The organism is Nakamurella sp. PAMC28650 (assembly GCF_014303395.1).
Classification (GTDB): domain Bacteria; phylum Actinomycetota; class Actinomycetes; order Mycobacteriales; family Nakamurellaceae; genus Nakamurella.
This window is the reverse complement of record NZ_CP060298.1, coordinates 3,059,212-3,073,847: the sequence shown is the minus strand read 5'-3', so window position 1 is coordinate 3,073,847 and position 14,636 is coordinate 3,059,212. Positions and strand designations below refer to the sequence as shown.

Sequence of the window (14,636 nt, the reverse complement as noted above, 5' to 3'; positions counted from 1 at the left end):
GCCGTTCGTGCGGTAGGACTGACATGAACCCCACCGGAGGTTCGTCACGTGTTGCTGACCGCGGCCGTCCCGAGCGCACTGCGCCGGCGGGAGGCCGGTGAGCAAGAGGTGGCGGGTACCCGGCGGGAGCCCACGGTTGAAAGGCCTGCTGCAGTGCGACTTCCACTCGTGCGATGGTGCCGGCGGCACCCATTGTTCACCGACGCAGCCCTGGTGGTGGCGCTGGTCGCGCTGACCAGCGCGGACATCGTTCACCGGTCGGTGATCGACATCGTGTGGCAGGCGGCGCTGTGGCTGCCGGTGATCTTCCGCCGGACCGCCCCGCTGGCGGCGTTCGTCCTGGTCGGTGTCGTCGCCGCCGGGCAGTGGGCGTTCGACGTCCCGTTGGGCGGCGACCTGGCCGTGCTGATCGTGCTGTACACCGTGGCTGCGCACCGCAGCCGCATCCTGGCCGTGGCGGCGGCCGCGGCCGTCGAGATCGGCGTCGTGCTGGCGGTCCTGCGGTTCGGGCACGAGCTGTGGCCGCGGTTCCTCCTCCTGCTGACGATTCTGGTGGTCGCGGCGGTGTCGCTGGGTATCACCCAGCAGGCTCGCCGGTCCCATCTGACGGCGTTGACGGACCGGGCGGACCGGCTCGAACGCGAGGGACTGCAGCTGGCCCAGCTGGCGGCCGCCGCCGAACGGACCAGGATCGCCCGGGAGATGCACGACATCGTCGCCCACAGCCTGGCGGTGATGATCACCCTCGCCGACGGTGCCACCCTGACCGACGACCCCGACCAGGCCCGCACGGCGATGCGTCAGGTCGCCAGGACCGGGCGGGAGGCGTTGGCGGACACGCGCCGGGTGCTGGATGTGCTGCGGACCGAGACGGGCCCGGCGGACCTTGCTCCACTGCCGGGAGCCCAGTCCCTGGAAGCCCTGCTCACCAGCGTCCGGGCCACCGGGCTGCGCACCTCGCTCACGGTCTCCGGCGCGGCGTTCGCGATCCCGGAGGCTGCGCAGCTGGCCATCTACCGGATCGTGCAGGAGGCGCTGACCAACACCCTCAAGCACGCCAGAGACGCCGGCCGGGCCACCATCCGGCTGTCCTACGACCACCCCCTGATCAGGTTGGAGATCAGCGACGACGGAACCGCCACCGAGGATCCGGCCGCTTCGCACCGGGACGACAGCGCCCACGGGCTCCTCGGCATCCGCGAACGGGCCGCACTCTTCCACGGGAGTTTCACCGCCGGCCGCTCGACCAGCGGCGGGTGGCACGTCGCGGTGACGCTGCGTCTCCCCGAGCTCCGTGGGTCCGACTCGCCGGCCGAACCCGCCGGCCGGTCACCGTCTCCGGCCCCGCCGTCTGCGGCCCCGGTAGCCCGATGATCACCGTTCTGCTGGTGGACGACCAGCCGCTCATCCGACTGGGCTTTCGGATGGTCCTCGGCTCCGCGTCGGACCTCGAGCTGGTTGGCGAAGCCGAGAACGGCGCCGTTGCGGTCCGGCTGGTCCGCGAGCTCGACCCGGACGTCGTGCTGATGGACATCAGGATGCCGGTGATGGACGGAATCGAGGCGACCAGAGAGATCACGGCGTCCGCGCCCCGCTCGAAAGTCCTCATCCTGACGACCTTCGACCTGGATGAGTACGCATTCGCCGCGCTCAACGCCGGCGCCAGCGGGTTACTGCTCAAGGATGCAGATCCCACCGAGCTGATCAATGCGGTGCGCACCATCTCCCGTGGTGACGCCGTCATCGCCCCGCGGATGACCCGCCGGCTGCTGGACACCTTCGCGGACCGGATGCCGACACCGGCCAGGCGGGTACCCGTGCCGGACAACCTGACCAGACTCACCCCGCGCGAGCGGGAAGTGCTCATCGAGGTCGCCGCCGGTCTGTCCAACAGTGAGATCGCCGAACGGCTCACCGTGGCCGAAACCACCGTCAAGACCCACCTGGGCCGGATCCTGAGCAAGCTGGGGTTGCGCGACCGGGTCCAGGTGGTCGTCTTCGCCTATCAGAACGGGATGATCGAGGGCACCTGAAGTTCCACCAGCTCCTGGCCGAGGCGTGCCTCAGGCCCCGTAGGCCTCGACCGACACCGGCTGCCATTGGTTCCAGGTCGCCAAGCGGGACTCGTAGTCCTTGGTGGCGATCTCCAGCGGGGTCCTGCCGAAGAAGATCCGCAGTGGCGGTTCCTGCGCGTCGACCACCTTCAGGATGGCGCCGCGGGTGGCGACCGGGTCTCCCGGTGCTGCGGCCGACGGGCGGTGGCCGGCCGTTTCCCTGACGTCGTCGTAGGCCGCGATCTCCTCGCTGCGCTTGGCCGAGGGGCCGGACCAGTCGGTCGAGTATCCGCCGGGCTCGATCAAGGTCACCTTGATCCCGAAGCCGGCGACTTCCTGCGACAGCGCCTGGCTGAAGCCTTCCAGCGCCCACTTCGAGGCGTGGTAGGCCCCGACGGTCGGGAACGCACTGATGCCGCCGATGCTCGACACCTGGATGATGTGGCCAGAGCCCTGGTTGCGCATGATCGGAAGCGCTGCCTGGGTGACCCACAGGGCGCCGAAGAGGTTGGTTTCCATCTGCGCCCTGGCGTCGTCCTCGGTCAGTTCCTCGATCATGCCGAAGTGGCCGTAGCCGGCGTTGTTCACCACGACGTCGAGACGTCCGAAGTGCTCGGCGGCCCGGGCGACGGCGTCGAAGTCGGCAGACCTGTCGGTGACATCCAGCCGCATCGGGAGGACGGCGTCCCCGTAGGCGTCCACCAGCGCATCCAGGGTCTCGAGCTTCCGGGCGGTGGCGGCGACCTGATCACCGCGCTCGAGGGCGGCCTCTGCCCATTCCCGACCGAAGCCCTTGGACGCACCTGTGATGAACCACACCTTGCTCATGAACGGCCTCTCGTTGCCCAGCGTTTCGGTGACCTGCACGTTGTATACGAACTCCAGCGGCCTGTCGAGGCGCCCTGCGCCGATGGATCGGGTCGGCCTTCATGAAAGCATCGGCCCTCCGCGCGACAATGAGCCATGACCGACGCACCGACCGGGCCTGACCGTTCCTCGGCTCCAACCGCAAGGGATGCAGACGCGGCCGAGGTGGGCGCCCTGTCGGCCCAACTAGGGCGTGTCCCGCGGATCTTGGAGGTCGGTTCCGACAGACTCTGATTTGTGCAGAATCGTCATGATTTGTCGGATGAGCAGTGGGCCCGGTTGGAGCCTTTGCTACCGGATCGGACCCCGATTCGGGGTGGTCGGTGGGTCGATCACCGCAGGGTCGTCGACGGGGTGCTGTGGCGGACCAGGTCCGGTTCGGCGTGGCGGGATCTCCCGGAGTGTTACGGCAATTGGAAGACGGTGTACAACCGGCATCGTCGCTGGTCAGGGGACGGTACCTGGCAGCGGGTGCTGTCGATGCTGCGGGCGGACTGCGATCACGGCGATGTCGGTGAGTGGGCGTTGGGGGTGGATGCGACGGTGATCCGGGCGCATCACCACGCGGCAGGTGCCCGGCACGAACCGCCGAAGGACATCCCCGCCGCCGTCCTTGCCAGCGTCGTGTTGGAGGCTCCGATCAAGGCCCTCAAAGACACAGGGGGCACTATCGAACTACAAGAATTCTGCGGATCGGCCGCCGCCGGTCGTTGATCGGGAGGGTTTGGGGCGTAGCCGCGGCGGGGTGACGACGAAGATCCACATGGCGGCTGATTCGAAGTGTCGGCCGGTGGGGCGGGTCATCTCGGCTGGTCAGCGGCATGACGCGTTGGCGTTCACCGCGGTGCTGGCCGATATTCGGATCGTGCGCGGCCGTGATGGGCGGCCTAGGACCCGACCGGATCGGGTGTTGGCGGACAAGGCGTATTCCAGCGGCAGAATCCGTAAGTCGTTGCGGCGTAGGGGTATCAAGGCGACCATCCCGGAGCCGGTGAACCAGATCAACGGTCGCCTGTCCAAGGGTTCCCGTGGTGGTCGGCCACCCAAATTCGACAAGGAAATCTACAAGGACCGCAACACCGTGGAGCGGACGTTCAACCGGCTACGCGGCTACCGCGCGGTCGCCACCCGGTATGACAAACGGGAGTTCGTCTACCGAGGCACCGTCGACGTCGCCAGCATCGGAATCTGGCTCAGGCATCTAACGGAGAACGATCCACGGGACACGCCCTAGCCCGGCTGGAGCATCGTCTCGACCCGCAGGGTCGGTTCACCGATCCCGACGGCGGGGTGGTCATACCTGCGTGGAGAAGGGCCACCGACGGGGAGAACCGGTGGCCGGTGGCGCTGGCCACCGCGGTGGCGATCGGTCTGCAGGTGGCCTTGCCCGACCGACTGAACCTGGCGTCCAGATTTCTCCTACCCGCAGTGGAAACGGTCATGCTGGCCGTGTTGGTGTCGCTGAATCCCCAACGGGTCGACCGAGTGTCCAGACCGCTGCGCCGGCTGGCCCTGGCACTGATCGCGGTCGGAAGTCTGGCCAATGCCTACTCGGCCACCCTGCTGGTCATCGGATTGGTCGACGGCTCGCTCGGCGGATCCGCCGGCCCGTTGCTGTCCACCGGTGCGGCGATCTATCTGACCAACGTGATCATCTTTGCGATGTGGTACTGGGAACTCGACCGCGGGGGCCCGGCGGCGAGAGCCACCGCGGCCAATACCGATCCGGACTTTCTCTTTCCGCAGATGGCCACCCCACACATCGCGGATCCGGACTGGGAGCCCGCCTTCGTCGACTACCTGTACGTCTCGTTCACCAACGCCACCGCCTTCAGCCCGACCGACACCATGCCCCTGACGCGGTGGGCGAAAATGATCATGCTGTTGCAGTCGGCGGTTTCCCTGGTCACGATCGCCTTGGTGGTGGCGCGGGCGGTCAACATCCTGAAATGACGGCGTAGCGGCCGACCTGGCCCGGCGTGCTCAGTCTTCGGAGGGGTGTTCGGGCCTGTCACAGTGGCGTGCGGGGTGAGCGCCAACGGGGACGACGGGAGAACAGAGTCCTGTCGTCACCGGGTGCTTCGCTGTCGGGGGTGTCGGCGCGCTGGTTGTGCCACGACACGGTTCTGACCCGTGGCTGGAAAGTCCGCGCAGGGTGATCTGGCCGCCGGCCAGAGCTTGCGGAAGTTGCGCACGTAGATGACTCTCGTGACTGCGGCGAACGTCCAGGGTCAGCAGGTAGGACCCGACGGTCTCTTCGCCGCCGGCGGGGGCCCGGTCCACCAACCGGCCGATCGGCCAAAGGAACAAGTGGATCGCCAACACCATCGCGGTGATCGTCAGAGCCGGGACCGGGTGACCGGTGGCCGCCTGGCACCCGACGGCGGCCGAGCACCACAGGGTGGCAGCCGTGTTGAGGCCCTGCACGGTGAACCCCTGGCGCAGGATGACCCCGCCGCCGAGGAACCCGACCCCGGACACGACGTAGGCGGTGATCTGCAACGGCGCGATGGTGGTGCCGGCCTGTTCACCGACCAGGACGAAGGCGGCCGCGCCGGCGGCGACCAACGCCTGGGTGCGCAGCCCCGCGGTACGGGAACGATATTGCCGTTCCAGCCCGATCAGCGCCCCACAGCCTGTGGCCAGAGCCACCCGCAGCAGGAATTCCAGGTCTGTCGGGACTGCCATCAGTGGTCCTCACTCTGCTGTGCTCGGCTCGTGCAGTCGATTTGTTCAGCTCGGGGTCCGTCTGCTCCGACCGCTGGGCAGTCGGTGACGGCGGATCAACCACCACGCGGCCACGATCAGAATCAGCGCGGAGAATCCACTGACGACGCCGATATCCGGCTGGCGCTCCAGGAACGCCGTGACGCACACGGTGAGGCTGCAGAACGCCAGGAAGTCCACGACCAGCACGGTCACGGCCATTCGTAGGGTCACCGGCGGTCCGCCGGGTCGGGGTGGCGACCGGCGCGGTGGGGGTTGGTGTTCCTCCAGCAGCAGCTCCAGCAGCGGGACCGGAACCCCGGTCCGCTCGGAGACGGAGAGTACGTCCTGCCCGCGACGCAAAAGTGCTGCGGCCAAGCGCATCCTGGTGCTGCCGCGATGATCCCCGTCAGGACGGGACCCCTGCGTGGTCATGAGGTCACCCCGACCGGATCGGCCGGTTTCCCAACGGTGCCCATTCGCCGAAGCCGGTCGGTGGCCCCGCAGCAGGCGGAGCGAAATGCGCATTCCGCGGAGCGTTCCAGGGGTCTCGGCCGGAGGAACCAGGGGCGACCGGTGACGGACATCGGCTCGGCCTACCTCTCCCCGCAGGTGCGGTGAGGATCGTGGGTGTGGATGGTGCGGTGCGGTCAGCGGATCGGATCCGCCGGAGCATTCGTGTTGTGGTGGCGGGGTTCTCGTCGTCGCCAGTCCTTCGGGATGGCCGCCTCCAGGGCGTCGTCGACGGTGATGACCCCGAGGATCTTGTTCTCGGCATCCACCACGGGGAGGGTGAACAGGTTGAAATCGGCCATCCGCATGGTCACGTCGATCAGGTCGTCGGCAGGACTCGCGTGCACCGGATGGGCGTCGGCGACCTCCCGCAACGTCGACCGGGGATCTTTCTGCAGGGCCCTGACCAGACCGATCGCCCCGACCAGGCGGCCCTTCTCGTCGACGCTGTAGAGGGTCGTCAACGCCTCCGGTTGTGCGGTCGTGGCCGCCCGCAGCACCGCAAGGGCCTGCTCGATGGTGTCGTCCTGGCTGATGGCGAGGAAATCTGTGCCCATCAGGCCGCCGGCGGTGGCGTCGTGATAACCCAGCAGCGTCAGCACTTTCGTGTGCTGCGGTTCCGGCAGCAGGTCCAGCACCGCCTGACGGCGATCCTGCGGCAGGTCCATCACCGCATCGGCGGCGTCATCGGCCCGCATCCGGGTCAATACGTCGGCGACCTGTTTGACGGTGCGGCTTTTCAGCAGTCTGGCCTGCCGGTCGTCATCGAGTTCCTCGAAGACGTCGGCTTCCAGTTCGGGGTCGTCGTGGACGTGGGCCAACAGCTCGTCCTGCTCGGCGGTGGTGGCTTCTTCGATGAGATCGGCGATCTGCGCGGCCCGCAACCGCCGGAGCCGTCCCGACGGTGACCTGGTCAGCAGGGACGGTTGGTGACCGATCAGCGCCTCGAAACTGCGCCAGTCGCGGGACGGGTGCCGCTCGTGACGGCCCCCCAGATGCAGCCACCGATGCTTGTGCACGTCCAACCCGGCCACCACCCACCCTTCGGCGGTGGCCCGCAGTTCCACGTCGTAGGCGCGGACCAGTACGGCACGGTCCACATCGATCAGCCGGTGGCCCAGTACATCTGCCCGCAGCAGTACCTCCCCGGCGCGACGCTCGAAAGGCCGGAGGTCCAGCCGCGGGGTGGACAGCTCGATCCGGGCCACATCGATGGAGCTCACATCGGTGATCGTCACGAACACCGGACTCTGCCCCACTTTCACCGTCAATCCGGTGAGCAGCGGGTACTGATCACCACGCAACCGGATGATGCCGTCGGACAACTCCCCCATGCTCTGCCCGGTGGCGTCGACGACGGCGTGCTTGAGCAGCACCGACAGATACAGACCGGCCGGCGGCGAGGCGGACGAGGAAGCGGCGGGGTGGTGGTTGACGTTCATGAGGTACCCCTTTCAGGGAGAGGATCAAATTCGGGAAGGTCGGTCCTGTTGTCAGTGGCCGAGGGCGAGTTGCACGATCCGGATGATGACCATGATCATCGCCACCAGCAGATAGGTCCGCAGCACCGTCAGGCCGATCCGGCGACCGGTGGACAGCTGCGGCCGGGTCAGCATCGCGATCGGCGGCATCCGCCACGTCGGCCGCAGGCTGCGATCCACCGCATCCGGGTCGGTTGCCGGCGGGTGCCGCAGGCGGTTGACCCCGAACACCACCCCGCCGACGAGCAGGATGCCCGCGCCGGTGCCCAGGATCGTCAGGATCGCCGCCGACCCGATCGAGGGGAACAGCACACTGGCGGTCAGCACGATCGACAACGTCACCAACACCGCCACCACCGCGGAGGTGAAGACGTTCAGGCGCAGGCTGTTCACCCACGGCCCCAACACCTCCCGGTCGTTGCACAACAACAGCAGGAACACCGTCGCCGACGGCAACAGCACCCCGGCCAGGGTCTGCACCCCCTCGGTCAGCAACCCCAGCGGGCTACCCGGGATCAGCACGATCGTCGCGGCCACCAACAACAGACCCGCGAACACCGCGTAGAAACCCTTGGCCTCGGACGGTTTGCGGTGCAGCGAGTGCTTCAGGCCCAGCACATCGCCCAGCGCGTAGGAGGTGGACAGACCGACCGCGGCGGCGCCGATGATCGAGGCATCGATCAACGCGATCGCGAACAGCACCCCCGCGGTCTTGCTGACGTACTTGCCCAACCCCTGCGCGACCCCGGCGGCGTCGGTGAAATTCCCGGCCTCCGGGTGACCGGCGAACGTGGCAGTGGCGAAGGCGAACATCGCGCCGCCACCCACGATCACGATCGCCATACCGATCCACAGGTCGGCTTTCTCGTAGTTCATGAACCGCGGCGTGATTCTCTTGTCGATGATGTAGGACTGCTGGAAGAACAACTGCCACGGCGCCACCGTCGTCCCGACGATCCCGATGATCAGCAGCATCACCGTCGACAGCGACGCACCGCCGGGCATCCCGGGCACCAGGAAATCGTGGGTGAGCTGCCCGAAACCGGGATGGGCCAGGAAGAAGATCGGCACCAACAGCAACGACCCGGCCACCAACGTCAGACAGACCCGTTCGAACCGCTGGAACGACCCGGTGCTCGCCGCCGCCAACACCACCAACGCCGCCACCAGCACCCCCGGCACCTTCGGGATACCCAGATACTGCAGACCCAGACTGATCCCGATGAACTCGGTGACGATCGTCAACGCGTTGAGCAGGAACAGATCGATGACACTGAAGGCGCCCCAGAACTTCCCGAACCGCTCCAGGATCAGACGGGCGTGCCCGACCCCGGCGACCGCCCCCAGCCGGAGCACCATCTCCTGGTTCACGTACAGCACCGGCACCAGCAGCAACAACGTCCACAACAGCCGGGTGCCGTAGTTCTGACCGGCCTGGGTGTAGGTGGAGAACGCCCCAGCATCATTGTCGCCGACCATCACGATCAGCCCCGGACCGACGATCGCCAGCAAGGTACGCATCTTCGCCGACACCCCCACCCGGGGGCCTTCGTCGTCCATCCGGATCGTGCCCAACGCACCCTGGATATCACCGACATGGGCGGAATCCAATGCCGCAGAGACTTTCTGCGGCGTGTTCACATTCGAGGTCATGGCTTGACCCGCTTCCTCCCGCAGCCGGCGGGAAACCAAAATTGGCACACGGACAGACGCCGGGCCGCCCCCCGACCCGAGTCGGAGCGGCAGAACGGCGCAGATTCTCTGGGGACGACGCACTCGCGCCAGACGCGACACCGTCCACACCGAACCGGTGAGTTGGTGACAGAGGGAGAAGAACGTCAGTGGGACGCCAGAGGTAGTGCAGGCTGGGGTCTATCGCTAATACTCATCCACTACCTCCCATCCGCCGGGCGACGGCGTACAGCACAGCGCCGATCGGAGAGGCCCGGCCGCAACAGCCGGTGAAGTACGTCTCCTCGTAAGACCTTTGGCACTTCGCGGCGTGAACCCCCACCCCGAAAGGTGGAGGAGCCAATCGGAACCACCCCTTAGGCCGGGATGGCCTGTCCTGACCCGGGGCGTCGGTGGACGTTCGGGGTCGCTGGCCTGTATCCGCGAAGGAGCCTCAGCTAACGAACGGCACCTTGCCCCAGCAGTAAACCCCCTGCGGGCCGACAACAGCAACCCGGCAGGCCTACGAAGTCTGATCCGCGCATGCCCGGTCTCACCGTCGCTGGGCGTGCGATGCGTCGACACCATCGACAGTCGAGCTATGTTTCCCGCCAACTTTTGTTCATCAACAACAATGATCTGTCAGCATCAATGACCCCGGTGCGCGCTGGACCTATCCGCGCCTGCGTCCAGCGGCGCGCCGGCAAGCGCGCCGGCATGCGCTCCGGCAGGGCTGATGTGGATGGTGGCGCCGGTGAGTCGCCGGACGTCGGCCAGGAGGTGCTGCTCGGCGTGGTGGGCAAGATCGTGAGCCTGCCCCACGGACAGCGCGGGATCGACGGTGACGTCGGCCTCGGCGCGCAGGGTGTGCCCGATCCACCGGATCCGCAGTTCCCTGACCCCGTTGATGCCGCCGACGGTCAACATCGCCGCGGTCGCCTGATCGACCAGTTCGGGGTCGACGGCGTCCATCAGGCGGGCCCCCACCTGCCTGACCGCGGACTGAAGGACGCCCAGGATGGCCACGGTGATCAGCAGACCGACGACGGGGTCGGCCCACTGCCAGCCGACCGCGACTCCGCCGGCCCCGAGAAGCACTGCCAGGCTGGTGAACCCGTCGGTGCGGGCGTGCAGACCATCGGCGACCAGTGCGGCCGAGCCGATCTGCCGGCCCACGCGGATGCGATACCGGGCGACGATCTCGTTGCCCACGAACCCGACCAGGCCCGCAGCGGCCACCGCCCACAGGTAGTGCACCTGCTGCGGGTGCAGCAACCGGTAGATCGCCTCGTAGGCGGCCAGCACGCTGGACAGCAGCATCATCAGGATGACGAACAGGCCGCCGATGTCCTCGGCGCGGCCGTAACCGTAGGTGTACTTCTTCGTCGGCGGCCGGCGGGCCAGGGTGAACGCGATCAGCAACGGCACAGCGGTCAACGCATCGGCGACGTTGTGCAGGGTGTCACCCAGCAGCGCGATCGACCCCGAGATCAGCACCACGACCAGTTGCAGCAGGGCGGTGATGCCCAGACCGATGAGGCTGATCACCAGGGCACGGCGGCCAGCGCTGTCTGCTTCCAACGGATCGTCGATCTGATCGGCGGTGTCGTGCGAATGCCCGCCCACCGCATTGGAGACGGCATGTCGGAACCGGCCCCACCAGCCATCGTCGCCGTGGGAATGCCCGTGCTCGTGGCCGCTGTCATTCCCGTGCTCGTGACCGCTGTCGTGCCCGCGCCGCCCGCGCCCGTGCCCGTGGTCACCGTTCGGGTGCGCATGCTGGTGGGGGTGACCGTGATCAATGGGGTGAACCATGGCATGCACCGATCTGTGGTTGCCGGACTGGACCCGGCCATCGTAGCGCCATCTGCGCATCCGTGAATATGAGAAGGGCTGGGGTTTAGGCTGGGGGAATGCCATCACCCGCGCCTCGGACCATCCGACCCGTCGAATCGGGTCCACATCCTGATGAGCCGACCTCGGCGCAGGTCGATGCTGCGGTCGTGTCCTTTGCGATGCTCGCCGATCCGACCAGGGTGCGGATCCTGTGGGCGCTGCGGACCGGGACCTCGGACGTCGCGACCCTGGCCGCCGCGGCCGGCTGTCGGCCGACCGTGGCCAGTCAGCATCTGTCGAAGCTGCGCCTCGCAGGTCTGGTGCAGGGCACCCGCAACGGCCGCCAGGTCTTCTACCAACTGCGCGGCGGCCACGTCCGAAACCTCCTGCAGGAGGCCATGTTCCACGCCGACCATCAGATGACCGGCGAACCCGTCCACGACTGAGTCCGACAACGGACGCTCCCCGGCACGACGCTAACCGACCTCACCCCCGGTGCATTTTGATCACGAGCCCGCCGGTAACTTCTCCCTTTCCCGATCGTTGATCCGGCCGCTGATGCCCGCACGGACGCATACTGGAGACGTCAAAGTGGTAGTCCACAGGTCGACGAGAAGGCAGTGAACGCCGTGTTCGGTTCAGCTAAGGACATGCCGGGTAATTACGTAGGTTTGACTGGTTCTTTTCGCTAGAATTGTGCTATGCCCCTACCCACCACCGATGTGGAAGTCCTCACGTCACGGTTGTTGCTGATCAGACCCCATCTGGATGAGCGGGCCTGGCGGTTGTTGCTCGGCTCGGAAGCCAAGGCGCTGGGCCGGGGCGGGATCAAAGTGGTCGCCGGGGCGATCGGTGCGCACCCGGACACCGTGGCCCAAGGAGTCCGCGAATTGGACTACCCCGACCAGATCCCGGGCCGGGTCCGGCGCCCCGGCGCCGGCCAGCCCAGCGCGGCGGTGACCGACCCCACCCTGTGGGAAGCGTTGGATGCCCTGGTGGATCCGGTGACCCGCGGCGATCCGATGTCGATGCTGCGGTGGACAACGAAATCGACGTCGAAACTAGCCGCCACGCTGACCACCAACGGCCACCCGGTGTCGGCATCCACAGTGGGAAACTTGTTGAAGGCCAACGGATACAGCCTGCAAGCCAACGCCAAGACCCTCGAGGGCAACCAACACCCCGACCGCGACGCCCAGTTCAACTATCTCAACGATCAGGCCACCGCGTTCAGCGCCGCCGGTGAACCGGTCATCAGCGTCGACACCAAGAAAAAGGAGCTGATCGGGAATTTCAGCATCGGCGGCAAGGAATGGGAACCCCAGGGTGAACCCACCCGGACCAGCGTCCACGACTTCATGGACAAAACCCTGGGCAAGGTCGCCCCGTACGGGGTGTACGACATCGCCGCGAACACCGGATGGATCAACGTCGGCACCGACGCCGACACCGGGCAGTTCGCCGTGGAATCCATCCGCCGATGGTGGAACACTGTGGGCACCAACACTTATCCAAGCGCAACAAGGTTGATGATCACCGCTGATTCCGGCGGGTCCAACGGCTCCCGGCTACGGTTGTGGAAAACCGAACTCGCCGCGCTGGCCACCGAAACCGGCCTGGCGATCACCGTGTGCCACCTTCCGCCGGGCACCTCGAAATGGAACAAGATCGAGCATCGCCTCTTCTCCGCGATCAGCCGTAGCTGGCGGGCCCGACCCCTGACCTCCCACGAAGTCGTCATCGAAACCATCAAAGCCACAACCACCACCACCGGGCTCAGCGTCCACGCCGAACTGGACCTGGGCATCTACGAGAGGGGAATCAAGATCAGCGACCGCCAGATCAAAGAACTTGAAAGCAGCCAGCTACACCGCCATGACTTCCACGGCGACTGGAACTACAGCCCTGCACCCCGCGACACGCCCGGACACACCCAAATAATTCGCGGGCGGGCCCTAAGCGTGAGCAATTGGCCGCGGAGCGGGCGGATGTCAGCTCCTGGCAGGCCCGACTCGGATCCGATGTCAGTTCGTTGGACGCCGGTACGGACCCGATGAGCCGGCAGGCGTTGGCAGATGCCTCGGAGCGATACACCGCAGCCGGAGGAATCCTGTCCTCGGCCACGACCGTCGGCGAGCTGCAGGTGGCCAAGCGGATCGTGGTGGAGGGGTTGACGGCGACTCGGCTGGTCCGGGAGAAGCAGGGCTTGCCGCTGGGCCCTGACCTCCCGGTGGACCCGAGGACGGTCGATCAACCGACCCCGGTGGTGCACGACGGCGATCAGTACACCGCCTACCCCGGCTACCACCCGGCCCAGCCGTATTTCTTCGGGGGCGGCCAGGTCGGCGGTGGGATCGCACCAGCGGGGTACTACAAGACCCCATTCTGGAAGAAGGCGCTGGCAGTCGGCGGGGCTGTGGTGGCCGGCGACATGATCGGCAATGCCGTCAGTGGCATCTTCGACGGTGATCAGGGGCAAGGCTTTGGCGGTGGGTTCGGCGGCGACGACGACGGCGGCGACTGGGGTGGCGACGACGGGGGCGGCACCTGGTGATCGCGCTGTGGGGCCGGCGCTCGAGGATGTCCGCGGCCCGACCGGCTTCACCTGATTCGGGTCGACCGGTTGAAGACGCAACGATGACCACGCGGGCGAGCAAGGATTGCCACCGGCTCGTGATCGGCCCACTTGGCCGTCAGGTGATCGAAGATGGCCACGGCTGCCGCGCAGCGGCGGTCGAAGTCTTCGAGCCTGGCATCCAACAGCTCACGTGTCGTCATAGGAGTTCCTTCTGATCTCCGGGAACCTGCCTGCTCAAATCCCCGCTGGAGAACCTCGCCCGGCCCTCGTTGGTTCGTTCGGGCCTCCGGTGCCGGCGGATGGCCGCCGGTCGCGGATTGACCCTCTCGGGTCGGTTGATCACTCCTCCGGTAGCTTTCCTTGCTGAGAAGATCCGAGCCGCCGTCGCCGGGGGTGGTTGAGAGTCCTGAGCGACAGATCAAGGACACTGCTGAAAACAGGAGCCAGTTTTATCGATCGAGCCGATGATGGAAGCGAAACCGCCGACGACCGAGAGGTGCACGATGACGACCCGTCTGAACCCCTACCTGAGTTTCCGCGACACTGCCCGGGACGCAATGGAATTCTACCGATCGGTGCTCGGTGGTGAACTGACGCTCAGCACTTTCGGTGATCTGCAGGGCAGCGAAGACCCTGCTGAGCAGGACAAGATCATGCACGGGTTGTTGGTCTCGCCCAGTGGCCTCACCCTGATGGGCGCCGACACCCCCGACAGCATGCAGTTCAACCCGGGCGACAACGTCTCGGTGTCCCTCAGTGGCGAAGACGACGGGGAACTGCGGGGCTACTGGGACAAACTGTCCGAGGGTGCGACGATCACGGCGCCGCTGAACCGCGCGCCCTGGGGTGACACCTTCGGGATGTGCACCGACCGGTTCGGCGTCAACTGGCTGGTGAACATCACGGGCGCACCGACGGCCTGACCGGAGG

Annotated in this window: 14 protein-coding genes, 1 pseudogene and 1 riboswitch; of the genes and pseudogenes, 8 read left to right on the top strand and 7 right to left on the bottom strand. The window is 66.9% G+C overall.

Annotated elements, in window-relative coordinates; translation table 11 throughout:
• Positions 1-48: 48 nt before the first annotated feature.
• Positions 49-1,374 carry a sensor histidine kinase gene (locus tag H7F38_RS13960; RefSeq protein ID WP_187090444.1) on the top strand — a complete coding sequence of 442 codons (1,326 nt, stop codon included), beginning with the start codon at positions 49-51 and terminating at the stop codon, positions 1,372-1,374.
• Positions 1,371-2,033, top strand: coding sequence for a response regulator transcription factor (locus tag H7F38_RS13955; protein ID WP_187090443.1), 663 nt, complete (start codon positions 1,371-1,373; stop codon positions 2,031-2,033). The genes H7F38_RS13960 and H7F38_RS13955 overlap by 4 nt, the downstream gene beginning before the upstream one ends.
• Positions 2,034-2,063: 30 nt before the next feature.
• Here the strand turns inward: H7F38_RS13955 and H7F38_RS13950 are convergent, their stop codons facing one another.
• Positions 2,064-2,882 carry an SDR family oxidoreductase gene (locus tag H7F38_RS13950; RefSeq protein WP_187094707.1) on the bottom strand — a complete coding sequence of 273 codons (819 nt, stop codon included), beginning with the start codon at positions 2,880-2,882 and terminating at the stop codon, positions 2,064-2,066.
• Between the two features lie 276 nt (positions 2,883-3,158).
• On the opposite strand from H7F38_RS13950, the gene H7F38_RS26675 reads away from it, so the two are divergent.
• Both H7F38_RS26675 and H7F38_RS13935 read left to right on the top strand, forming a co-directional pair.
• A protein-coding gene (locus tag H7F38_RS26675) for an IS5 family transposase (RefSeq protein WP_370531250.1) occupies positions 3,159-4,155 on the top strand; the annotation gives its coding sequence in 2 pieces (ribosomal slippage) (positions 3,159-3,560 and positions 3,562-4,155; 996 coding nt in all).
• Between the two features lie 5 nt (positions 4,156-4,160).
• A complete protein-coding gene (locus H7F38_RS13935) occupies positions 4,161-4,874 on the top strand; it encodes a hypothetical protein (protein ID WP_370531373.1) in 714 nt (237 codons plus the stop codon).
• A 30-nt stretch (positions 4,875-4,904) separates the two neighbouring features.
• On the opposite strand, the gene H7F38_RS13930 is transcribed toward H7F38_RS13935, so the two are convergent.
• The 5 genes from H7F38_RS13930 to H7F38_RS13910 all read right to left on the bottom strand — a co-directional run bounded on the left by H7F38_RS13930 (position 4,905) and on the right by H7F38_RS13910 (position 11,107).
• Positions 4,905-5,609, bottom strand: a complete 705-nt coding sequence (locus H7F38_RS13930) for an MgtC/SapB family protein (RefSeq protein ID WP_187090439.1) — start codon at positions 5,607-5,609, stop codon at positions 4,905-4,907.
• A gap of 45 nt (positions 5,610-5,654) precedes the next feature.
• Positions 5,655-6,062, bottom strand: a complete 408-nt coding sequence (locus H7F38_RS13925) for a hypothetical protein (protein WP_187090438.1) — start codon at positions 6,060-6,062, stop codon at positions 5,655-5,657.
• A 215-nt stretch (positions 6,063-6,277) separates the two neighbouring features.
• Positions 6,278-7,582, bottom strand: a complete 1,305-nt coding sequence (locus tag H7F38_RS13920) for a magnesium transporter MgtE N-terminal domain-containing protein (protein WP_187090437.1) — start codon at positions 7,580-7,582, stop codon at positions 6,278-6,280.
• 51 nt (positions 7,583-7,633) lie between these two features.
• Positions 7,634-9,274 carry an NRAMP family divalent metal transporter gene (locus H7F38_RS13915; protein ID WP_187090436.1) on the bottom strand — a complete coding sequence of 547 codons (1,641 nt, stop codon included), beginning with the start codon at positions 9,272-9,274 and terminating at the stop codon, positions 7,634-7,636.
• A gap of 311 nt (positions 9,275-9,585) precedes the next feature.
• Positions 9,586-9,765, bottom strand: a riboswitch (M-box (ykoK) riboswitch).
• A gap of 175 nt (positions 9,766-9,940) precedes the next feature.
• Positions 9,941-11,107, bottom strand: coding sequence for a cation diffusion facilitator family transporter (locus H7F38_RS13910; RefSeq protein WP_187090435.1), 1,167 nt, complete (start codon positions 11,105-11,107; stop codon positions 9,941-9,943).
• Between the two features lie 188 nt (positions 11,108-11,295).
• On the opposite strand from H7F38_RS13910, the gene H7F38_RS13905 reads away from it, so the two are divergent.
• From H7F38_RS13905 to H7F38_RS13895, 3 genes and pseudogenes are all read left to right on the top strand, one after another.
• The gene (locus H7F38_RS13905; protein ID WP_222618060.1) at positions 11,296-11,574 is read left to right on the top strand and encodes a metalloregulator ArsR/SmtB family transcription factor; all 279 of its coding nucleotides are present in this window, start codon (positions 11,296-11,298) and stop codon (positions 11,572-11,574) included.
• A gap of 255 nt (positions 11,575-11,829) precedes the next feature.
• Positions 11,830-13,047, top strand: a pseudogene (locus H7F38_RS13900) (ISAzo13 family transposase); the annotation flags it as partial.
• A gap of 113 nt (positions 13,048-13,160) precedes the next feature.
• Entirely contained in the window at positions 13,161-13,682 is a 522-nt protein-coding gene (locus H7F38_RS13895; protein WP_187090432.1) for a hypothetical protein, read from the top strand.
• Between the two features lie 47 nt (positions 13,683-13,729).
• On the opposite strand, the gene H7F38_RS13890 is transcribed toward H7F38_RS13895, so the two are convergent.
• Positions 13,730-13,906: a hypothetical protein gene (locus H7F38_RS13890; protein ID WP_187090431.1), complete on the bottom strand. Its 177-nt coding sequence runs from the start codon at positions 13,904-13,906 to the stop codon at positions 13,730-13,732.
• 303 nt (positions 13,907-14,209) lie between these two features.
• On the opposite strand from H7F38_RS13890, the gene H7F38_RS13885 reads away from it, so the two are divergent.
• Positions 14,210-14,629, top strand: coding sequence for a VOC family protein (locus H7F38_RS13885; protein WP_187090430.1), 420 nt, complete (start codon positions 14,210-14,212; stop codon positions 14,627-14,629).
• Positions 14,630-14,636 lie beyond the last annotated feature (7 nt).

Excerpts from the sequence above, each read along its gene's own strand:
- H7F38_RS13930 (WP_187090439.1), bottom strand. The coding sequence starts at position 5,609 with ATGGCAGTCCCGACAGACCTGGAATTCCTGCTGCGGGTGGCTCTGGCC.
- H7F38_RS13920 (WP_187090437.1), bottom strand. The coding sequence starts at position 7,582 with ATGAACGTCAACCACCACCCCGCCGCTTCCTCGTCCGCCTCGCCGCCG.
- H7F38_RS13910 (WP_187090435.1), bottom strand. The coding sequence starts at position 11,107 with ATGGTTCACCCCATTGATCACGGTCACCCCCACCAGCATGCGCACCCG.
- H7F38_RS13955 (WP_187090443.1), top strand. The coding sequence starts at position 1,371 with ATGATCACCGTTCTGCTGGTGGACGACCAGCCGCTCATCCGACTGGGC.
- H7F38_RS13890 (WP_187090431.1), bottom strand. The coding sequence starts at position 13,906 with ATGACGACACGTGAGCTGTTGGATGCCAGGCTCGAAGACTTCGACCGC.
- H7F38_RS13925 (WP_187090438.1), bottom strand. The coding sequence starts at position 6,062 with ATGACCACGCAGGGGTCCCGTCCTGACGGGGATCATCGCGGCAGCACC.
- H7F38_RS13915 (WP_187090436.1), bottom strand. The coding sequence starts at position 9,274 with ATGACCTCGAATGTGAACACGCCGCAGAAAGTCTCTGCGGCATTGGAT.
- H7F38_RS13885 (WP_187090430.1), top strand. The coding sequence starts at position 14,210 with ATGACGACCCGTCTGAACCCCTACCTGAGTTTCCGCGACACTGCCCGG.
- H7F38_RS13950 (WP_187094707.1), bottom strand. The coding sequence starts at position 2,882 with ATGAGCAAGGTGTGGTTCATCACAGGTGCGTCCAAGGGCTTCGGTCGG.